Raw genomic sequence first — 16066 nt, forward strand, 5'->3', positions numbered from 1 at the left:
GTTGAAATTAGCCACTCATAAGAAATTCACTCGGCGACTTGTAGTCCAAGCATTTTTTAGGGTAATTGTTAATCCAATTTTCGATAAAAGCGACTTCTTTCGGGGTCGTTTTCTTGGTTCCTTTTGGTAACCATCTCCGAATCAATCGATTGTGATTTTCATTCGTTCCCCTCTCCCATGAAGAGTAGGGATGCGCATAGTAGATATGTTCCTCAGGAAACACTTCAGCCAGACGACTAAATTCTGTACCATTATCTGCAGTTATAGACAGGATACGATGTTCCCTCAAGATTCCCTCCAGTGCCCGATTGACTGATTCAGTGGTTTTGTTAGGTATCAAACGGATGATTTGGTGTCTACTCCGACGGTCGGTTAAGACTAAAAGGCAATGATTTTTCACTCTGGTTAGTAGAACTGTATCAATTTCATAATGACCGTTTTCCAAGCGAAGATTAATAACGTCAGGACGTTCTTCGATAGATTTGCCTGCTGGTTTAAAGTTAGGACTAGCTTGCTTCTTGACACTTTTCCCTTTTCTAGGGTAAAGCATATCTGCTTTCGTCAATCCTAAATGGCCATTATGAAACCAATAGTAAATGGTTGAAATAGCCACTTTTATTTTCTTCTTCTTAACCATCATTTCAGGAGAAAATTTTTGCTTAGTATAGTGTAAAATTTTCTCTTTCATTTCTTTCGTTAGGATTATCTTTTTTACCGAACGTTTTCGATTCGTTTGGTAAACAGTCTGTGCGTACTCGGCTGAATAGACCATTTTATATACCCCTTTTCGCACTTGTTGTAAGGTTGTACCCCGATTGATCTCGTTATTGATGGTCTGAGGAGCCTTTCCAAGTAAGTCGGCAATTTCACGATTAGACTTTCCCTCAATCTTCCACTTTTCAATTAGGCGACGGTTATCAATTGTCAAATGTTTTCCTTTTAGTGTATAATATTTTTGCATCTCTGTGCCTCTTTCTTGTGTTTGTGGTGAACTACAAGTATAGCACAGAGGTGTTTTCTTATACCTTAAAATGGATTTCCTTTGACAACAGGAACCCTTGAACCTGTTTTGGTAGCTAAAGAGGCTGGGCAAAAACTAGCTTCTCACAATAAAAAAACGAGCAATTCCAATTAGGAGTTGCTCGTTTTCCATTTCATGCTTTATAATTATAATAACCACAAAACAACTAGAAAGGCATGAAAATGTATAAACAGTATAACACAAATCAGCTTAGTTTGGAATTAAATATTGCTTGGGACTTACCTGCAACGCATGAGGCTCGTCTGATTAGTCAGTTTGTGGATACTATTCCTCAATCCATTCTATTGGAAGAAACTTCCCATACTGGTCGTCCAGCCTTTCATCCAGCTATGTTGCTTAAAATGACACTGTTCGCCTATGCTCGTCAGGTATTCTCTGGTCGGAAAATCGTTCAAATGAATGAAGAAGTTATTCCTATGAAATGGCTGAGTCAGGATACCTATGTCTGTTATCGGACCATAAATAGCTTTCGGGCTAGCACACACGCCAATCAGCTCATCAAAACTGCCTTCATCTACTTCACCCTCCTCCTCAGAGAGAATGGATTGATTGAAGATGAGGCTCTCTTCATTGACGGGACTAAGGTAGAAGCTGATGCCAACAAGTATTCTTTCACGTGGAAAAAGGCCGTTGAACGCTATGAAGATGCCTTGAATGGAAACATTTCTGCCCTTTATGACAAACTAGTTCAAGAAGGGGTGAATACTGCCTTGTCCAAGGAAGAATGCCTCACTAGCGAGGGGCTCAAACAACTCCTACAAGAAACCGAACAAGTATTGGACGAGGTGGAAGAAGCTATCTCACAAGAGCCTAAAGTCATCAAAGGTGGCTCTGCCAACAAACAGAAACGAAGAAGAATTAAAAAACTAAAGAGAAAGTTGAAAGAGGATTTTCTTGTTCGGAAACAGAAGTACGAACGAGATAAGCAGATTCTACAAGAGCGAAATTCCTATTCTAAAACGGATCACGATGCAACATTCATGCGAATGAAAGAAGATCATATGAAGAACGGTCAGCTCAAACCAGGCTACAACCTACAACTTGGCACAAACAGCCAGTTTGCCTTAGCTTACGGATTGTATCCGAATCCAACTGACACTCGTACACTCAAGCCTTTTCTTCAATCCATCCAAACCTTAGAACTCTTTCAACACATTGTCGCGGATGCAGGTTATGGTAGTGAAGAAAATTATAGCTTTATCGTTGATGACCTGGAGAAAACACCTCTGATTCCTTACGGAACTTATCAGAAAGAGCAGAAGAAAAGCTATAAGAAGAGTGATGCCAATCCTGAAAACTGGACCTATCTAGAAGATTCTGATCAGTGGATAAAGCCAGATGGGGTTGTGTATTCATTCAAGAATTATTCACGAAGAACGGATAAGTATGGATTTGAGAGAGATATTAAGATTTACGAAGCTGATCCAGTACAAGCTAGTGAGGAATTAGACCAATTAGCACGGACGGAAAAAGGAAATCTCAAACAAATTCAGTATAATCCTACGTGGAACTATTTCAAGAACTTAGTCAAAGATGAATTGACAAGTAAAGTGGGAACCCGCATTTATGCCAAACGCAAGGTGGATGTCGAACCTGTATTTGGTAGGATGAAGGGTGTTTTTGGCGTGCGCAGAGTTCATGTCAGAGGACAAAAAGTGGTTGAAACAGAGATAGGATTTCTCCTAATGAGCATGAATCTAACGAAATTGGCTAAGAAAATAGTCCAAGATAATAGAGATAAAAGAAAAACACAGACAGTTCGGCTGAATTTCATCAAAATCAGCTTGAATCTATCTGTGTTTTTTATTTACTGGCTAGTTTTTGCCCAGCCTCCAACTTAGCCTAACAGCTTCAAGCCTGTTATCAAATGAAATCAATCGCTAAATCATATATAGTAAAGCAGCTGAATTTGATTAAGGTAAAGTGGCTAACTTCATTATAGAACTTTCAATTTCTATAAAATGCGAAAAAAGACGGACTTTTTATATAAAAAGTTCGCTTTTTGTTGTTTTTGTGATATAATAGAAAAAATAAATTTAGAGGATGATTATATGAAGTTAAGAAGAAGCGAACGGATGGTAGTGATTTCCAATTATCTCATCAACCACCCTTATGAATTGACAAGTTTGAATACCTTTGCTGAAAAGTATGAATCAGCTAAATCTTCCATTTCCGAAGATATTGCCATCATTAAAAAGGCTTTTGAAGAAAGCTCCATTGGGAAAATTGAAACCATCACGGGTGCTAGCGGAGGTGTTGTTTTCACACCGTCCATCTCAAAAGAAGAGTCATTGCAAATCGCAGAGACACTGCGCAGTCAGATGGCTGAAAGTAGTCGTATCTTACCTGGCGGTTATATTTATTCCTCAGACCTCTTATCAACACCTCACATCCTAAAAAATGTAGGTCGCATTATTGCTAATGCATTTAAAGATGAAAAAATCGATGCTGTCATGACAGTTGCAACAAAAGGTGTTCCATTAGCGAATGCGGTTGCCAATGTTCTTAATGTACCATTTGTCATCGTTCGCCGTGATTTGAAAATTACTGAAGGGTCAACTGTTTCTGTCAATTATGTGTCAGGATCTAGCGACCGTATCGAAAAGATGTTCCTGTCTAAACGTAGTTTGAAGGCTGGAAGTCGTGTCCTAATCGTCGATGACTTCTTGAAAAATGGTGGAACTATCAATGGTATGATTAGCCTCTTGTCTGAGTTTGACTCGACCTTGGTAGGTGTGGCTGTCTTTGCGGAAAACCAAAAAGGGGACCGCAGCGTAGCGAATTACAAATCCCTGCTGGCTGTGACGGATATCAATGTCAAGGAAAACCGCGTTGACGTCGAATTGGGGAATATTTTTGAATAACATACATGCAAAAAAGAGCTGGTTTTCAGCTCTTTTTTACTATTCTCTCAAAACTCTCCGACCGTGCTTCCACGCTGATTTTTTCCAGAGTTAGCGGATGCGTTAAGCTGAGTTTTTGGGCGTGGAGCATGAGGCGGTGGGCAGCTACATAACTATAAAGTGGGTCGCCAATCAGAGCATGACCGTGGTGGGCTAGATGAACCCGAATCTGGTGGGTCCGACCTGTCTGGAGGCGACAGGCGACCAAACTATTTTTGCCAATGGTCTTCAAGAGGTGGACTTGAGTGAAGGCTGCTTGTCCTTTTTGGTTGTCAACGACTCTCTTTCTGCGATCGTGGCGGTCCCGTCCAATCTTATCGGTAATGGTCCAGTCGGTCTTTTTTAACTGTCCTTGGCAGAGGGCTAGGTAGTCACGGTAGATGACCTTGTCTTCCAAAAGCCGATTGAGAATGGGAAGGATAAAGGGATTTTTGGCGAAGAGAATGGCTCCGCTGGTTTCCATATCGAGTCTGTGGACCACATAGCAGGTCTGTCCAACATAGGCAGATACATGGTTGAGCAGGGCAATCTCTGTCGGCTCGTTACCGTGGGTCTTCATATCTTCAGGCTTGTTGACAATTATCATATGTTCATCCTGATAAAGTTCTTCCACCATGTCCGCCTGTCCCAGAGGAATACTTTTTTCAGGATAGTCTTCTTGGTCAAAAGTCAATTCTAGCAAATCACCTGCTGCTATGGTGCTCTGCCAGTTTATCAACTCACCGTTGACACGGACGTGTTTCTTGGTGCGAAGGAAATGGCGGATTTTTCTAGGAATAAGAAAATAATCTTCCAAGACTTCCTTAACAGTGAGTTGTGGAAAGGCTTGGGGAATGCGAATGTCAATTTTCATCTTACAGACTGGTTGAGTGCTTAGGTTGCACTTTTTCATTTGGATTGAGGTAGTTCATGGCATTGTTGACGGCGGTTGGGGCTTCGCCAAGACCAGTCGCAATCAGGTCAACCTTGCCCTCGTAGAAGCAACAGTCACCGATGGCATAAATACCTGGAACAGAAGTTTCTTGCTTGCTATTGACAACGATGCGGTGACGATTGAGCTCCAAGCCCCATTCTTTTAGCGTTCCAACGGATGATTTAAAACCGTAGTTGACAAAGAGGTGATCGAAAGGCAGGGTGAGCTTGTCCTCGCTCTTAACCTTGTCGAAATGAATGGCAGAAGCTCTGCCGTTTTCCCCAGAAAGTCCTTTAGGGACAAAAGGTGTATGGATGGTGACGCTGGACTGCTTGAGTTCCTCTACGCTGTGCTCAAGGGCGCGGAAGTTGTCGCGACGGTGGACAATATGAGTAGTTTTAGCGATTTTCTCAAAAGCTAATGACCAATCAACCGCGGAGTCTCCTCCACCTAAGATGACAACATCTTTGTCAGCATATTGTTGGATATTGGATACATGATAGTGAACGTTTTCAAAGCTGTCTGCTCCCTCAATTTCCAGTGGACGAGGCTTGAAGGCCCCACCTCCCATGGCGATAAGGAGAGTTTTTGTCTGGTGGATGCCTTTGGTGGTTGTCAGGGTAATAACTTCTCCTGGTTCAATGGCGGTCAGAGTTTCATTGAGGCAAATGGTTGTTTCAAAAGTTGAGAGTTGGGCAAGGAGATTATCGGTTAATTCTTGTCCTGTTAAGCTAGGGAAGGCTGGAATATCCAAAATTGTTTTTTCTGGATAGAGAATTGCCGGCTGCCCCCCAAGCTGTGGTAAGGAGTCAATGATTTTGACTTTAGCTTGGCGGAGATGGGCATAGAAGGCGGCAAATAGACCAACTGGTCCGCCACCAATAATGGTAATATCATATACTTGTGTCATTGGAAATCCTTTTCTGATTCAGAATCTCCCTATTTTATCATATTTTGCCAAAAATTTCCGCTGTTCGGCTGTGACAGGTTTGCAGTAGTGTTTTTCTCAGCTAGCTGAAAGAAAATATTGTATAATGGTACAAAATCACTAGAAAGAGGTGTTCTATGGACGATTTGCAACATCAGCCGATTGAAGTTCCAGATGATTTTCAATCTGACAATGATGACAGACCTAGCCGTAGTCGCAGGGGAAATCGTGGTCATTCAGACAAACCAAAGAAAAAGTCTCGCATTCCAGAGCCAGTTCGTAAATTTTGGCGGCGCTATCAACTGACAAAAATAGTTTTGATCTTGATAGGCGTAATGGTTCTTACGGTAGGTGGTTACCTATTCTTTCTTGCAAAGACTGCGAATGTTGGGGATTTGCAGGAAGCATTAAAGGCTACAACGATTATTTATGATAAGGATGGTGCTGAGGCAGGGACCTTATCTGGTCAAAAAGGGACTTATGTAGAATTAGATGCTATTTCTGATAATCTTGAGAATGCGGTGATTGCTACAGAAGACAGGAGTTTTTATAAAAACTCAGGGATAAACTATCAACGAACCATCTTAGCTGTTTTGACCTTGGGGCGTTCAGGTGGTGGTTCAACGATTACCCAGCAGTTAGCTAAAAATGCATTTTTGACACAAGAGCAGACCATTAGTCGAAAAGCTAGAGAGTTCTTCCTAGCCCTTGAAATCAATAAAAAATACAGTAAGCAAGAAATACTTACAATGTATCTCAACAATGCCTATTTTGGTAATGGGGTTTGGGGAGTTGAAGATGCTAGTCAAAAATATTTTGGTATTTCTGCAAGTGATTTGACGATTGAACAATCAGCTGTTTTAGCAGGGATGCTTAAGGGTCCAGAAATTTATAATCCCTATTATTCCTTAGAAAATGCAATCAATCGCCGAGATACAGTCTTGCAAAATATGGTCAATGCTGGCTATATTGATCAGGCAACTGCCGATGCAGGTTTTCAAGTCGATTTAGCGAGCCAGTTAGCAGATACCTATACGGGTAAGCAAGATAACTATTCTTATCCATCTTACTTTGATGCGGTTATTGCTGAAGCGATTGATCGCTATGGCCTTAAAGAATCAGATATCATTAATAACGGCTATCGAATATATACCGAAATGGACCAAAATTCTCAAGCGAGTATGCAGGTTATCTTCAATGATGAAACTATGTTTCCGACTTCAAGCTATGATGGAACCTCGGCTCAAGCTGCTAGTGTAGCTTTGGATCCTACAACTGGCGGTGTTCGAGCCTTGGTTGGGCGCGTGAATAGTTCGGAAGATGCTGTGTTTCGAACATTCAACTTTGCGACTCAAGCTAAGCGTAGTCCCGGTTCAACTATTAAGCCCCTTGTTGCCTATGCGCCAGCAGTAGCAGCGGGTTGGGCTATTGATACACCATTGGATAACCATACGGAAACCTATGGGGATTATACCTTACACAACTATGACTATTCAACTTCGGATACCATTCCAATGTACCAAGCTTTAGCTCTATCTTACAATCTACCAGTTGCATATATTGTAAATACCTTAGGGATTGACAAAGCTTTTGAATTTGGTCAAAAGTTTGGTCTTGATATGGAAAGTGTTGAAAAGGTACTTGGTGCGTCAATCGGATCAGGGGTGGAAACGAACCCCTTGCAAATGGCTCAGGCCTATAGTGCTTTTGCAAATGATGGTGTAATGAAGGATGCTCATCTAATTACACGTATTGAAACAGCAAGTGGAAAGGTATTGGCTCAGCATCGCGAGACAAGTACAAAAGTAATTGACCGCTCGGTTGCAGATAAAATGACTTCTATGATGCTTGGGACCTATACGAATGGTACAGGTGTATCTGCAGATGCGACGAATTACTATCTTGCAGGAAAAACGGGAACAACCGAAACAAGTTTTGATGTAAATCTTGTTAATGACCAGTGGTATATTGCTTATACACCTGATTTGGTTATCAGTCAGTGGGTTGGTTTTGAACAGACGGATGAGAATCACTACATTGATAGCAGTAGCTACTGGATGGCTCCAACAGTCTTCCGTACAATAGCTGATGCGATTTTGCCAAATACAGCAGGGACTGCCTTCGATGTGGAGAATGCCTATGTTCAAAATGGTATTGTAGCGATTCAAGAAGAGGATACAAGTGCTTCAGATTCGGTCGTTACCTCTGATCAAGTGCAAGATATTACTACTCAAGCACAGGATTTGATTGAAAAGACAAAACAACAAATCCTAGATGCCAATATTCCAGAACGGGCGAAAACGTTATGGGATACGGTAAGAAGTTGGTTTGAGTAGTTGTCAAACTGAATAAAACATGTTAGAATAGTAAAGATGGAGGGCTATGATGGCACTAAAAAAAGCAAGTTTAGCCTGTACAGTTTGTGGCTCTCGAAATTATTCGATAAACCTTTCGAGCAATCCCAAACCAACACGGTTAGAAGTAAATAAATTTTGTAAACATTGTGGTCAGTACACTGTTCACAAGGAAACCCGATAGGAGTTGCATATGAAATTCGTTTCAGATATTTTTAGCATTTTAAAAGAGACTGCTTGGCCTACTGGAAAACAAAGCTGGAAAGACTTTGCTTCGGTAATTCAGTATTCCGCATTCTTTGTTGCTCTCATTTACCTATTTGACCTTATTTTGTCAAAAGGAATTATGAGTTTAATTAATCTTTTCTAGAAAATGCTTGCCATATTCAAAATGGAAGTGATATAATAGAGAAAAGCGAAAGCCTTCGGGCTTTTTTTAGCGTCTTCAAATGACATACCGTAGTTTTTGAATGAATCTTTCATTGAAGAATACGAGGCACAGGTTCCAGAGAAAGGAAAGATAATGTACGATAGTTTTGATAAAGGCTGGTTTGTTTTACAAACTTATTCTGGTTATGAAAATAAAGTAAAAGAAAACTTACTTCAACGTGCGCATACTTATAATATGCTGGAGAATATTCTTCGTGTAGAAATTCCGACTCAAACAGTACAAGTTGAGAAAAATGGCGAAGTTAAGGAAGTGGAAGAAAATCGCTTCCCGGGCTATGTATTGGTTGAAATGGTCATGACTGATGAGGCCTGGTTTGTGGTGCGTAATACTCCAAACGTTACTGGTTTCGTGGGCTCGCACGGGAACCGTTCAAAACCAACACCACTTTTGGAAGAAGAAATCCGTCAAATCTTGGTATCAATGGGTCAAACTGTACAAGAATTTGATATTGATGTGAAAGTTGGTGATACTGTTCGCATTATTGACGGAGCCTTCACAGACTATACAGGAAAAATCACAGAAATTGATAACAATAAGGTCAAAATGGTTATCTCTATGTTTGGTAATGATACCATTGCCGAAGTTAACTTGAGCCAGATTGCTGAGTTGTAAGAAAAGAAATATTAAGGGGCGAGAAATCGCTCTTTTTTTGTATCACATTTTTGATTAATAGGATTGCTCCTAATGAGCATGAATCTAAGGAAATTGGCTAAGAAATTAGTCCAAAATAAAAGAGATAAAAAAACACAGAAAGTTCGGCTGGATTTCATCATACTCAGCTTGAATCTATCTGTGTTTTTTATTCACTGGCTAGTTTTGCCCAGTCTCTTTCTTTTGTGATGGAATTTATTTTTTCAAACTTTCATAGTATGCAGTTATCTTTATCACTTTATCAAAAGACATGCCACCAATATCAGTCCGACATTTGACATAGTTTGCCAGGGTCTGCTCTGATATACCCGTGGCTTGTGCAATTTGATAGCGTGAATGCGTCTGGAAGAAGTTCATCATTTCTTCCTTTGATAATACTTGGATCATAGATACTCCTTATCCGAAAACCAACCAGAGTATCAATGCAATGAACAATGACTATAATAGGAAGGCTTTCCAGTCAAAACCGTGTTTATTTACTTTGTATTTTACTTTCATAGCATTTTTTGATAACATTTAAGTACACTCCCGAGGGGGTGGATAGTGATTATTCACTATCCAATTCGATGTGCCACTCAATGGTTAGGATGATAAGGTTTAGTTTGACGGCCAGCTTATTAGCTCTAATCTTGAATGGCTTTTTAAGTACTTAAACATTTATTACTCCTTCCTGTTAGTTTCCTTGCCTAAGGTAACCTCCCCTTACCTTATGTATCTATTACACTATTATTTATAATAGTAATCAAGTGTTTTACAAACTTTTTTAAAATTTGTTTAAAAAGTTCTTGTCCAAAGTTTGTCCCGAAACTTTTTCTGTTTTAACTGAATTTAACCAAATGAAAAGTCAAAAAAGCCCGAAAATTCGGGCTTTTAACTTGTAGTAATTTGGATAAATCCCTAAAATAAAGGCGGTAGACGGATTTGAACCGACGATCAAGCTTTTGCAGAGCCGTGCCTTACCACTTGGCTATACCGCCATAACAGAAACTATTTTACCGAAAAAAATGCCATACGTCAAGTGGAAATTCCTTGTCAAAAGTGAAAAAATTTGGTATGATAATAGAGTTGCTGTAGCAACAAATACTCATCTCGAACCAATTGTGACCCTGTTGCCGTAAGGTTGGGCTGCAAGTCGAAGTTTGGGAGAGGAGAAAAAACAAAAAGGAGAAATACTCATGGCAGTAATTTCAATGAAACAACTTCTTGAGGCTGGTGTACACTTCGGTCACCAAACTCGTCGCTGGAATCCTAAGATGGCTAAGTACATCTTCACAGAACGTAACGGTATCCACGTTATCGACTTGCAACAAACTGTAAAATTGGCTGACCAAGCATACGACTTCATTCGTGATGCTGCAGCAAACGACGCAGTTATCTTGTTCGTAGGTACTAAAAAACAAGCTGCTGAAGCTGTTAAAGACGAAGCTATTCGCGCTGGTCAATACTACATCAACCACCGTTGGTTGGGTGGAACTCTTACAAACTGGGGTACAATCCAAAAACGTATCGCTCGTTTGAAAGAAATCAACCGCATGGAAGAAGATGGAACTTTCGAAGTGCTTCCTAAGAAAGAAGTAGCATTGTTGAACAAACAACGTGCACGTCTTGAAAAATTCTTGGGCGGTATCGCTGACATGCCACGCATTCCAGACGTAATGTTCGTTGTTGACCCACATAAAGAGCAAATCGCAGTTAAAGAAGCTAAGAAATTGGGTATCCCAGTTGTAGCGATGGTTGACACAAACACAGATCCAGATGATATTGATGTTATCATCCCAGCTAACGATGACGCTATCCGGGCTGTTAAATTGATTACAGCTAAAATGGCTGACGCTATCATCGAAGGTAACCAAGGTGAAGACAGCGTAGCAGCAGTTGAAGCTGAATTGGCAGCTGAGCCAGCATCTACAGAATCAATCGAAGAATTGGTTGAAGTTGTAGAAGGAAAATAAGTAACGAAGGCGTTAAGAAAAGCATTAGATTTATCTAAATTTTAGCTTTTTAGTCCGAGTACACTCTACATCATTTATCAAACACAAAAACAATCCTAGAGGGGCAGGGCTGAGCCCGCTCCTCTATTTTATAAATACAAACAAGGAGAATAGACATGGCAGAAATTACAGCAGCTCTCGTTAAGGAATTGCGTGAAAAATCAGGTGCTGGCGTTATGGACGCTAAAAAAGCATTGGTTGAAACTGAAGGTGATATCGAAAAAGCGATTGAATTACTTCGCGAAAAAGGTATGGCTAAGGCGGCTAAGAAAGCTGACCGTGTAGCAGCTGAAGGTTTGACAGGTGTTTACGTTGACGGTAACGTTGCAGCAGTTGTTGAAGTGAATGCTGAAACTGACTTTGTTGCGAAAAACGCTCAATTCGTTGAATTGGTAAACACTACTGCTAAAGTAATTGCAGAAGGTAAACCAGCTGACAACGAAGCAGCTCTTAAATTGACTATGCCTTCAGGTGAAACCCTTGAAGAAGCATACGTAAATGCAACTGCAACAATCGGTGAGAAAATCTCATTCCGTCGCTTTGCTTTGGTTGAAAAAACAGATGCTCAAGCATTTGGTGCATACCAACACAATGGCGGCCGTATCGGTGTTATCTCAGTTGTTGATGGTGGTGACGAAACTCTTGCAAAACAAATCTCAATGCACATCGCTGCGATGAAACCAACTGTTCTTTCTTACACTGAATTGGATGAGCAATTCGTTAAAGATGAGTTGGCACAAATCAACCACAAAATCGAACAAGACAACGAAAGCCGTGCAATGGTTGACAAACCAGCATTGCCATTGTTGAAATACGGTTCAAAAGCTCAATTGACTGACGAAGTGATTGCAGCAGCTGAAGAAGCTATCAAGGCTGAATTGGCAGCAGAAGGCAAACCAGAAAAAATCTGGGACAAAATCATCCCAGGTAAAATGGATCGCTTCATGCTTGACAACACTCAAGTTGACCAAGCTTACACACTTCTTGCTCAAGTTTACATCATGGACGACAGCAAAACAGTTGAAGCTTACTTGAACTCAGTGAACGCTTCAGTTGTAGAATTCGCTCGTTTCGAAGTGGGTGAAGGTATCGAGAAAGCTTCAAACGACTTTGAAGCAGAAGTTGCAGCTACTATGGCAGCAGCACTTGGTAAATAATCATATATAGAAGAACTTCCGAAAGGGGGTTCTTTTTTAAAATCGGTCTTAGGGCTGATGAATGAACAGGTTGAATGAGCTATACTAATATCAATCCTAAATATTTTTCATATCTCCTTAAAAAGCACCGGCTAGATGGCAGGTGCTTTTTTTAGGTATTATTCCTCAATAAATGCCGCAATCTCTTCTTCGGTCATGCTGGAGTCGCAGCGGACTTGGACCCCGCTTGCTTTTGCGACAAGAAGACCTGGGACAGTTGGCACATGGTAGTGGTCGCGTAAGGCTTGAAGTTCAGGGCTATTTTGGCTAGAATCAATAAAATGTACTGTTGCTTGTTTATCCTGAGCTACCTTGTGTAGTTTTGGCGCGAACCGATTGCAGTATGGGCAGGTTGCGCGTCCGATAAAGAGGATGCCTCCCTCTTTTGCTGAAAGCAAAGTTTGGGCCTGCTCCACGTCAATTGTAATAAAATCTTGAATATATGTTTTGAAATCCATTATTTACTCCTTTTTCTTCCTATTATAAAGAATTTTAGGATTGATTTCAAAAATCTACTACGGTCGACTCTGTTGCTTTTACTTTAAAAAAATCTATTTTTACGGTATAATGGTCAAAGAATGTCAAAGAAAGAGGCGATACTATGGCGATGAAAAATACATCGGATTATATCGAGGAACATATCAAGGCCATTCTAGATCAAGTCAGTGTTGCTGAATTGCGTCGGAGTGAATTAGCCAGTCAATTTGAAGTGGTTCCGAGTCAGATTAACTATGTCATCAAAACACGATTTACTGCAAGCCGTGGCTACATTGTAGAAAGTAAGCGTGGCGGAGGAGGGTATATTCGTATTGGTCGGATTACCTTCTCGGACAAACATGAATTGGTACATGATCTAATAAAAAATATGGGTGAGCAATTATCAACAACAGTATTTGCTGATATATTACAATTGTTGTTTGATGAAGGCTTGATGACAGAACGCGAAGGAAATTTGTTTTTAGCAACGGGTTCCGACGATGTCTTGGGGAAAGATGCGGATAAAATTCGAGCGCGAATGATGCTGCAACTACTCCGTCGTTTAGATAGGAAAGAGGATTAATTTTCATGAAAATTTCAACAGGCTTACAACGGGTTTTTGAAGATGCTCAGTTGATTGCCCAACGGTATGCATGCGATCATTTAGAAACGTGGCATATTTTGCTAGCATTTGTCATCAATCACGATACGGTAGCTGGTGCTGTTTTGGCAGAATACCCAATGAGTATTTCAGATTTCGAACATGCTACTTTTGTTGTTACAGAAAAAGTATACCGTGAAGAATTGGATAAATTTAATATTCTACCCTCCTCAAAGAGATTAGACGATACAGCTCAGTTCGCTAGAAAGATTGCAGAAGTCGTTAAGGCAAAAGAATTAGGAAGCGAGCATTTGTTTCAGGCAATGCTGTTAGACAAACGTTCGACCGCAAGTCAAATTCTAGATAAAGTAGGTTTTCATTTTGAAGAGATAGAAGATGAATTCCGTTTTGTTGATTTGCGTAAAAACTTAGAGTATCGTGCAGGATTCACCAAAGAAGATTTGAAAGCTATCCGTAGCGTGATGAAAGGTGGAAAGGCTAAAACAGCAAGTGTAGGTCAAATGATGGGCATGCCACCAACTGCTCAAAGTGGTGGATTGGAGGATTATACACGAGATCTGACAGCCTTAGCCCGCGAGGGGAAAATTGAACCTGTTATTGGTCGCGATGCTGAAATTTCACGGATGATTCAAATTCTATCACGTAAAACGAAGAACAACCCAGTTCTAGTTGGTGATGCTGGTGTCGGAAAAACTGCGCTTGCTTTGGGTCTTGCTCAACGTGTTGCTGCAGGTGATGTCCCTGTCGGCTTGGCTAAGATGCGGGTTTTGGAACTTGACTTGATGAACGTTATTGCAGGAACTCGTTTCCGTGGTGACTTTGAAGAGCGGATGAATAATATCATCAATGATATTGAAGAAGATGGTCAGGTTATCCTCTTTATTGATGAATTGCATACTATTATGGGGTCGGGTTCGGGAATTGATTCAACCTTAGATGCTGCCAATATTCTCAAACCGGCCTTGGCTCGAGGGACCCTACGCACTGTTGGTGCAACGACACAGGATGAATACCAAAAGCATATTGAAAAAGATGCTGCCCTGGTCCGTCGTTTTGCCAAAGTGACTATTGAAGAGCCGACAGTTGAGGACAGTATAGCCATTTTGACAGGGCTTAAAGGAACTTTTGAAAAATACCATAGGGTCCGTATTGGAGATGCGACTGTTGAGACAGCTGTGACCTACGCTAAGCGGTATTTGACCAGTAAAAACCTGCCAGATTCTGCCATTGATTTGCTGGATGAAGCCAGTGCAACGGTACAAAATCGAGTGAAAGGGCAGGCTGAGGAAACAGGACTGACGAGTATTGACAAGGCCTTGATGGATAAAAAATATAAGACTGTCAGCAAGCTTTTGATTAAAACGAAAGAAGATGCTGAGGCTAGTCAAAACTATGACCTTGAAGTAACAGAAGAAGATGTTTTAGAAACACTTAGCCGCTTGTCAGGTATCCCAGTAGCCAAGCTTAGCCAATCAGATACTAAGAAGTATCTGAATCTGGAAGTAGAATTGCACAAGCGTGTGATTGGGCAGGAAGAAGCTATTTCTGCAGTTAGCAGAGCTATTCGCCGTAATCAGTCAGGGATTCGTACAGGTCGCAGACCGATTGGTTCCTTTATGTTCTTGGGACCAACTGGTGTCGGTAAGACAGAGCTTGCTAAAGCCTTGGCAGAGGTTCTCTTTGATGATGAATCTGCTCTTATCCGTTTTGATATGTCTGAGTATATGGAGAAATTTGCGGCCAGCCGTCTCAATGGAGCGCCTCCAGGCTACGTGGGCTATGAAGAAGGTGGCGAATTGACGGAGAAAGTTCGTAACAAACCTTATTCTGTTCTTCTTTTTGATGAGGTTGAAAAGGCTCATCCAGATATTTTCAATGTTCTCTTGCAGGTCTTGGATGATGGTGTTTTGACAGACAGTAAGGGACGTAAGGTTGATTTCTCAAATACTATTATTATCATGACGTCAAACCTTGGAGCAACAGCCCTTCGTGATGATAAGACAGTTGGTTTTGGTGCCCTTGATTTATCTAAGGACCACAAGGAAGTGGAGAAACGCATTTTTGAGGAATTGAAAAAAGCCTATCGTCCAGAATTTATCAACCGTATTGACGAGAAAGTTGTCTTCCATAGCTTGACGGAAACTCATATGCAGGATGTTGTCAAGGTCATGATTAAACCTTTGTTGGCTGTAACAGCTGAGAAAGGAATTAACCTTAAACTGCAACCGTCAGCCCTTAAGTTATTGGCTAAACAAGGTTACGACCCAGAAATGGGGGCTCGTCCTCTTCGTAGACTCTTACAAACCAAATTGGAAGATCCGTTGGCAGAAATGTTGCTCCGTGGTGACCTGACTACTGGTTCGACCTTGAAGGTTGGGGTCAAGGGCGAAGAGCTCAAGTTTGATGTGGTAAAGGGTTAAGGAGCGCCTCTTGTTACTAGACTTTCCAGATGCAGAATTGTTCTTCCGTTTTGAAAAGAGTATGAATTAGTTGGAGAGGTGAGCTTGCTCGCCTCTTTAACGATTAGAAAGGAAATCG

Annotated in this window: 14 protein-coding genes, 1 tRNA gene and 1 pseudogene; 10 read left to right on the forward strand and 6 right to left on the reverse strand. The window is 40.9% G+C overall.

Annotation, left to right across the window (positions count from 1 at the left end; all coding sequences use genetic code 11):
• Positions 1-7: 7 nt before the first annotated feature.
• A complete protein-coding gene (locus L6410_RS01050; protein WP_237395634.1) occupies positions 8-961 on the reverse strand; it encodes an IS30 family transposase in 954 nt (317 codons plus the stop codon).
• A gap of 242 nt (positions 962-1203) precedes the next feature.
• Here L6410_RS01050 and L6410_RS01055 point away from each other — a divergent pair.
• Positions 1204-2761 (forward strand): annotated as a pseudogene (locus tag L6410_RS01055) (IS1182 family transposase); the annotation flags it as partial.
• Positions 2762-3093: 332 nt separating this feature from the next.
• A complete protein-coding gene (gene purR, locus L6410_RS01060) occupies positions 3094-3906 on the forward strand; it encodes a pur operon repressor (RefSeq protein WP_024391625.1) in 813 nt (270 codons plus the stop codon).
• Between the two features lie 25 nt (positions 3907-3931).
• Here purR and L6410_RS01065 read toward each other — a convergent pair whose 3' ends face one another.
• Positions 3932-4798 carry an RluA family pseudouridine synthase gene (locus L6410_RS01065; RefSeq protein ID WP_237395635.1) on the reverse strand — a complete coding sequence of 289 codons (867 nt, stop codon included), beginning with the start codon at positions 4796-4798 and terminating at the stop codon, positions 3932-3934.
• 1 nt (position 4799) lies between these two features.
• Positions 4800-5768 (reverse strand): NAD(P)/FAD-dependent oxidoreductase, encoded by a 969-nt coding sequence (locus L6410_RS01070; protein ID WP_237395636.1) that lies wholly within the window; start codon positions 5766-5768, stop codon positions 4800-4802.
• A 155-nt stretch (positions 5769-5923) separates the two neighbouring features.
• On the opposite strand from L6410_RS01070, the gene pbp2a reads away from it, so the two are divergent.
• The 4 genes from pbp2a to nusG all read left to right on the forward strand — a co-directional run bounded on the left by pbp2a (position 5924) and on the right by nusG (position 9203).
• On the forward strand, positions 5924-8122 hold the full coding sequence (pbp2a, locus tag L6410_RS01075; RefSeq protein ID WP_237395637.1) for a penicillin-binding protein PBP2A: 2199 nt from the start codon (positions 5924-5926) through the stop codon (positions 8120-8122).
• 49 nt (positions 8123-8171) lie between these two features.
• Positions 8172-8324: a 50S ribosomal protein L33 gene (gene rpmG, locus L6410_RS01080; protein WP_032512074.1), complete on the forward strand. Its 153-nt coding sequence runs from the start codon at positions 8172-8174 to the stop codon at positions 8322-8324.
• A 9-nt stretch (positions 8325-8333) separates the two neighbouring features.
• Entirely contained in the window at positions 8334-8510 is a 177-nt protein-coding gene (gene secE, locus L6410_RS01085; RefSeq protein WP_024391629.1) for a preprotein translocase subunit SecE, read from the forward strand.
• Positions 8511-8663: 153 nt separating this feature from the next.
• Positions 8664-9203: a transcription termination/antitermination protein NusG gene (gene nusG / locus L6410_RS01090; protein WP_002940254.1), complete on the forward strand. Its 540-nt coding sequence runs from the start codon at positions 8664-8666 to the stop codon at positions 9201-9203.
• A gap of 234 nt (positions 9204-9437) precedes the next feature.
• Here nusG and L6410_RS01095 read toward each other — a convergent pair whose 3' ends face one another.
• Positions 9438-9629, reverse strand: a complete 192-nt coding sequence (locus tag L6410_RS01095) for a hypothetical protein (RefSeq protein WP_024391630.1) — start codon at positions 9627-9629, stop codon at positions 9438-9440.
• A 519-nt stretch (positions 9630-10148) separates the two neighbouring features.
• Positions 10149-10219, reverse strand: a tRNA-Cys gene (locus L6410_RS01100).
• A 198-nt stretch (positions 10220-10417) separates the two neighbouring features.
• Here L6410_RS01100 and rpsB point away from each other — a divergent pair.
• A complete protein-coding gene (gene rpsB / locus L6410_RS01105; RefSeq protein ID WP_024391631.1) occupies positions 10418-11194 on the forward strand; it encodes a 30S ribosomal protein S2 in 777 nt (258 codons plus the stop codon).
• A gap of 155 nt (positions 11195-11349) precedes the next feature.
• A complete protein-coding gene (gene tsf, locus L6410_RS01110; RefSeq protein WP_024391632.1) occupies positions 11350-12390 on the forward strand; it encodes a translation elongation factor Ts in 1041 nt (346 codons plus the stop codon).
• Positions 12391-12548: 158 nt separating this feature from the next.
• Here tsf and L6410_RS01115 read toward each other — a convergent pair whose 3' ends face one another.
• Positions 12549-12887, reverse strand: coding sequence for a DUF6568 family protein (locus L6410_RS01115; RefSeq protein WP_024391633.1), 339 nt, complete (start codon positions 12885-12887; stop codon positions 12549-12551).
• Between the two features lie 143 nt (positions 12888-13030).
• On the opposite strand from L6410_RS01115, the gene L6410_RS01120 reads away from it, so the two are divergent.
• Both L6410_RS01120 and L6410_RS01125 read left to right on the forward strand, forming a co-directional pair.
• Positions 13031-13489 (forward strand): CtsR family transcriptional regulator, encoded by a 459-nt coding sequence (locus tag L6410_RS01120; RefSeq protein WP_024391634.1) that lies wholly within the window; start codon positions 13031-13033, stop codon positions 13487-13489.
• A gap of 5 nt (positions 13490-13494) precedes the next feature.
• Complete coding sequence (locus tag L6410_RS01125) at positions 13495-15948, forward strand: ATP-dependent Clp protease ATP-binding subunit (RefSeq protein WP_024391635.1); 2454 nt, start codon at positions 13495-13497, stop codon at positions 15946-15948.
• Positions 15949-16066 lie beyond the last annotated feature (118 nt).

The organism is Streptococcus parasuis (genome assembly GCF_021654455.1).
GTDB classification, from domain to species: Bacteria; Bacillota; Bacilli; order Lactobacillales; family Streptococcaceae; genus Streptococcus; species Streptococcus parasuis.

Excerpts from the sequence above, each read along its gene's own strand:
- L6410_RS01050 (WP_237395634.1), bottom strand. The coding sequence starts at position 961 with ATGCAAAAATATTATACACTAAAAGGAAAACATTTGACAATTGATAAC.
- purR (WP_024391625.1), top strand. The coding sequence starts at position 3,094 with ATGAAGTTAAGAAGAAGCGAACGGATGGTAGTGATTTCCAATTATCTC.
- L6410_RS01065 (WP_237395635.1), bottom strand. The coding sequence starts at position 4,798 with ATGAAAATTGACATTCGCATTCCCCAAGCCTTTCCACAACTCACTGTT.
- L6410_RS01070 (WP_237395636.1), bottom strand. The coding sequence starts at position 5,768 with ATGACACAAGTATATGATATTACCATTATTGGTGGCGGACCAGTTGGT.
- pbp2a (WP_237395637.1), top strand. The coding sequence starts at position 5,924 with ATGGACGATTTGCAACATCAGCCGATTGAAGTTCCAGATGATTTTCAA.
- rpmG (WP_032512074.1), top strand. The coding sequence starts at position 8,172 with ATGGCACTAAAAAAAGCAAGTTTAGCCTGTACAGTTTGTGGCTCTCGA.
- secE (WP_024391629.1), top strand. The coding sequence starts at position 8,334 with ATGAAATTCGTTTCAGATATTTTTAGCATTTTAAAAGAGACTGCTTGG.
- nusG (WP_002940254.1), top strand. The coding sequence starts at position 8,664 with ATGTACGATAGTTTTGATAAAGGCTGGTTTGTTTTACAAACTTATTCT.
- L6410_RS01095 (WP_024391630.1), bottom strand. The coding sequence starts at position 9,629 with ATGATCCAAGTATTATCAAAGGAAGAAATGATGAACTTCTTCCAGACG.
- rpsB (WP_024391631.1), top strand. The coding sequence starts at position 10,418 with ATGGCAGTAATTTCAATGAAACAACTTCTTGAGGCTGGTGTACACTTC.
- tsf (WP_024391632.1), top strand. The coding sequence starts at position 11,350 with ATGGCAGAAATTACAGCAGCTCTCGTTAAGGAATTGCGTGAAAAATCA.
- L6410_RS01115 (WP_024391633.1), bottom strand. The coding sequence starts at position 12,887 with ATGGATTTCAAAACATATATTCAAGATTTTATTACAATTGACGTGGAG.
- L6410_RS01120 (WP_024391634.1), top strand. The coding sequence starts at position 13,031 with ATGGCGATGAAAAATACATCGGATTATATCGAGGAACATATCAAGGCC.
- L6410_RS01125 (WP_024391635.1), top strand. The coding sequence starts at position 13,495 with ATGAAAATTTCAACAGGCTTACAACGGGTTTTTGAAGATGCTCAGTTG.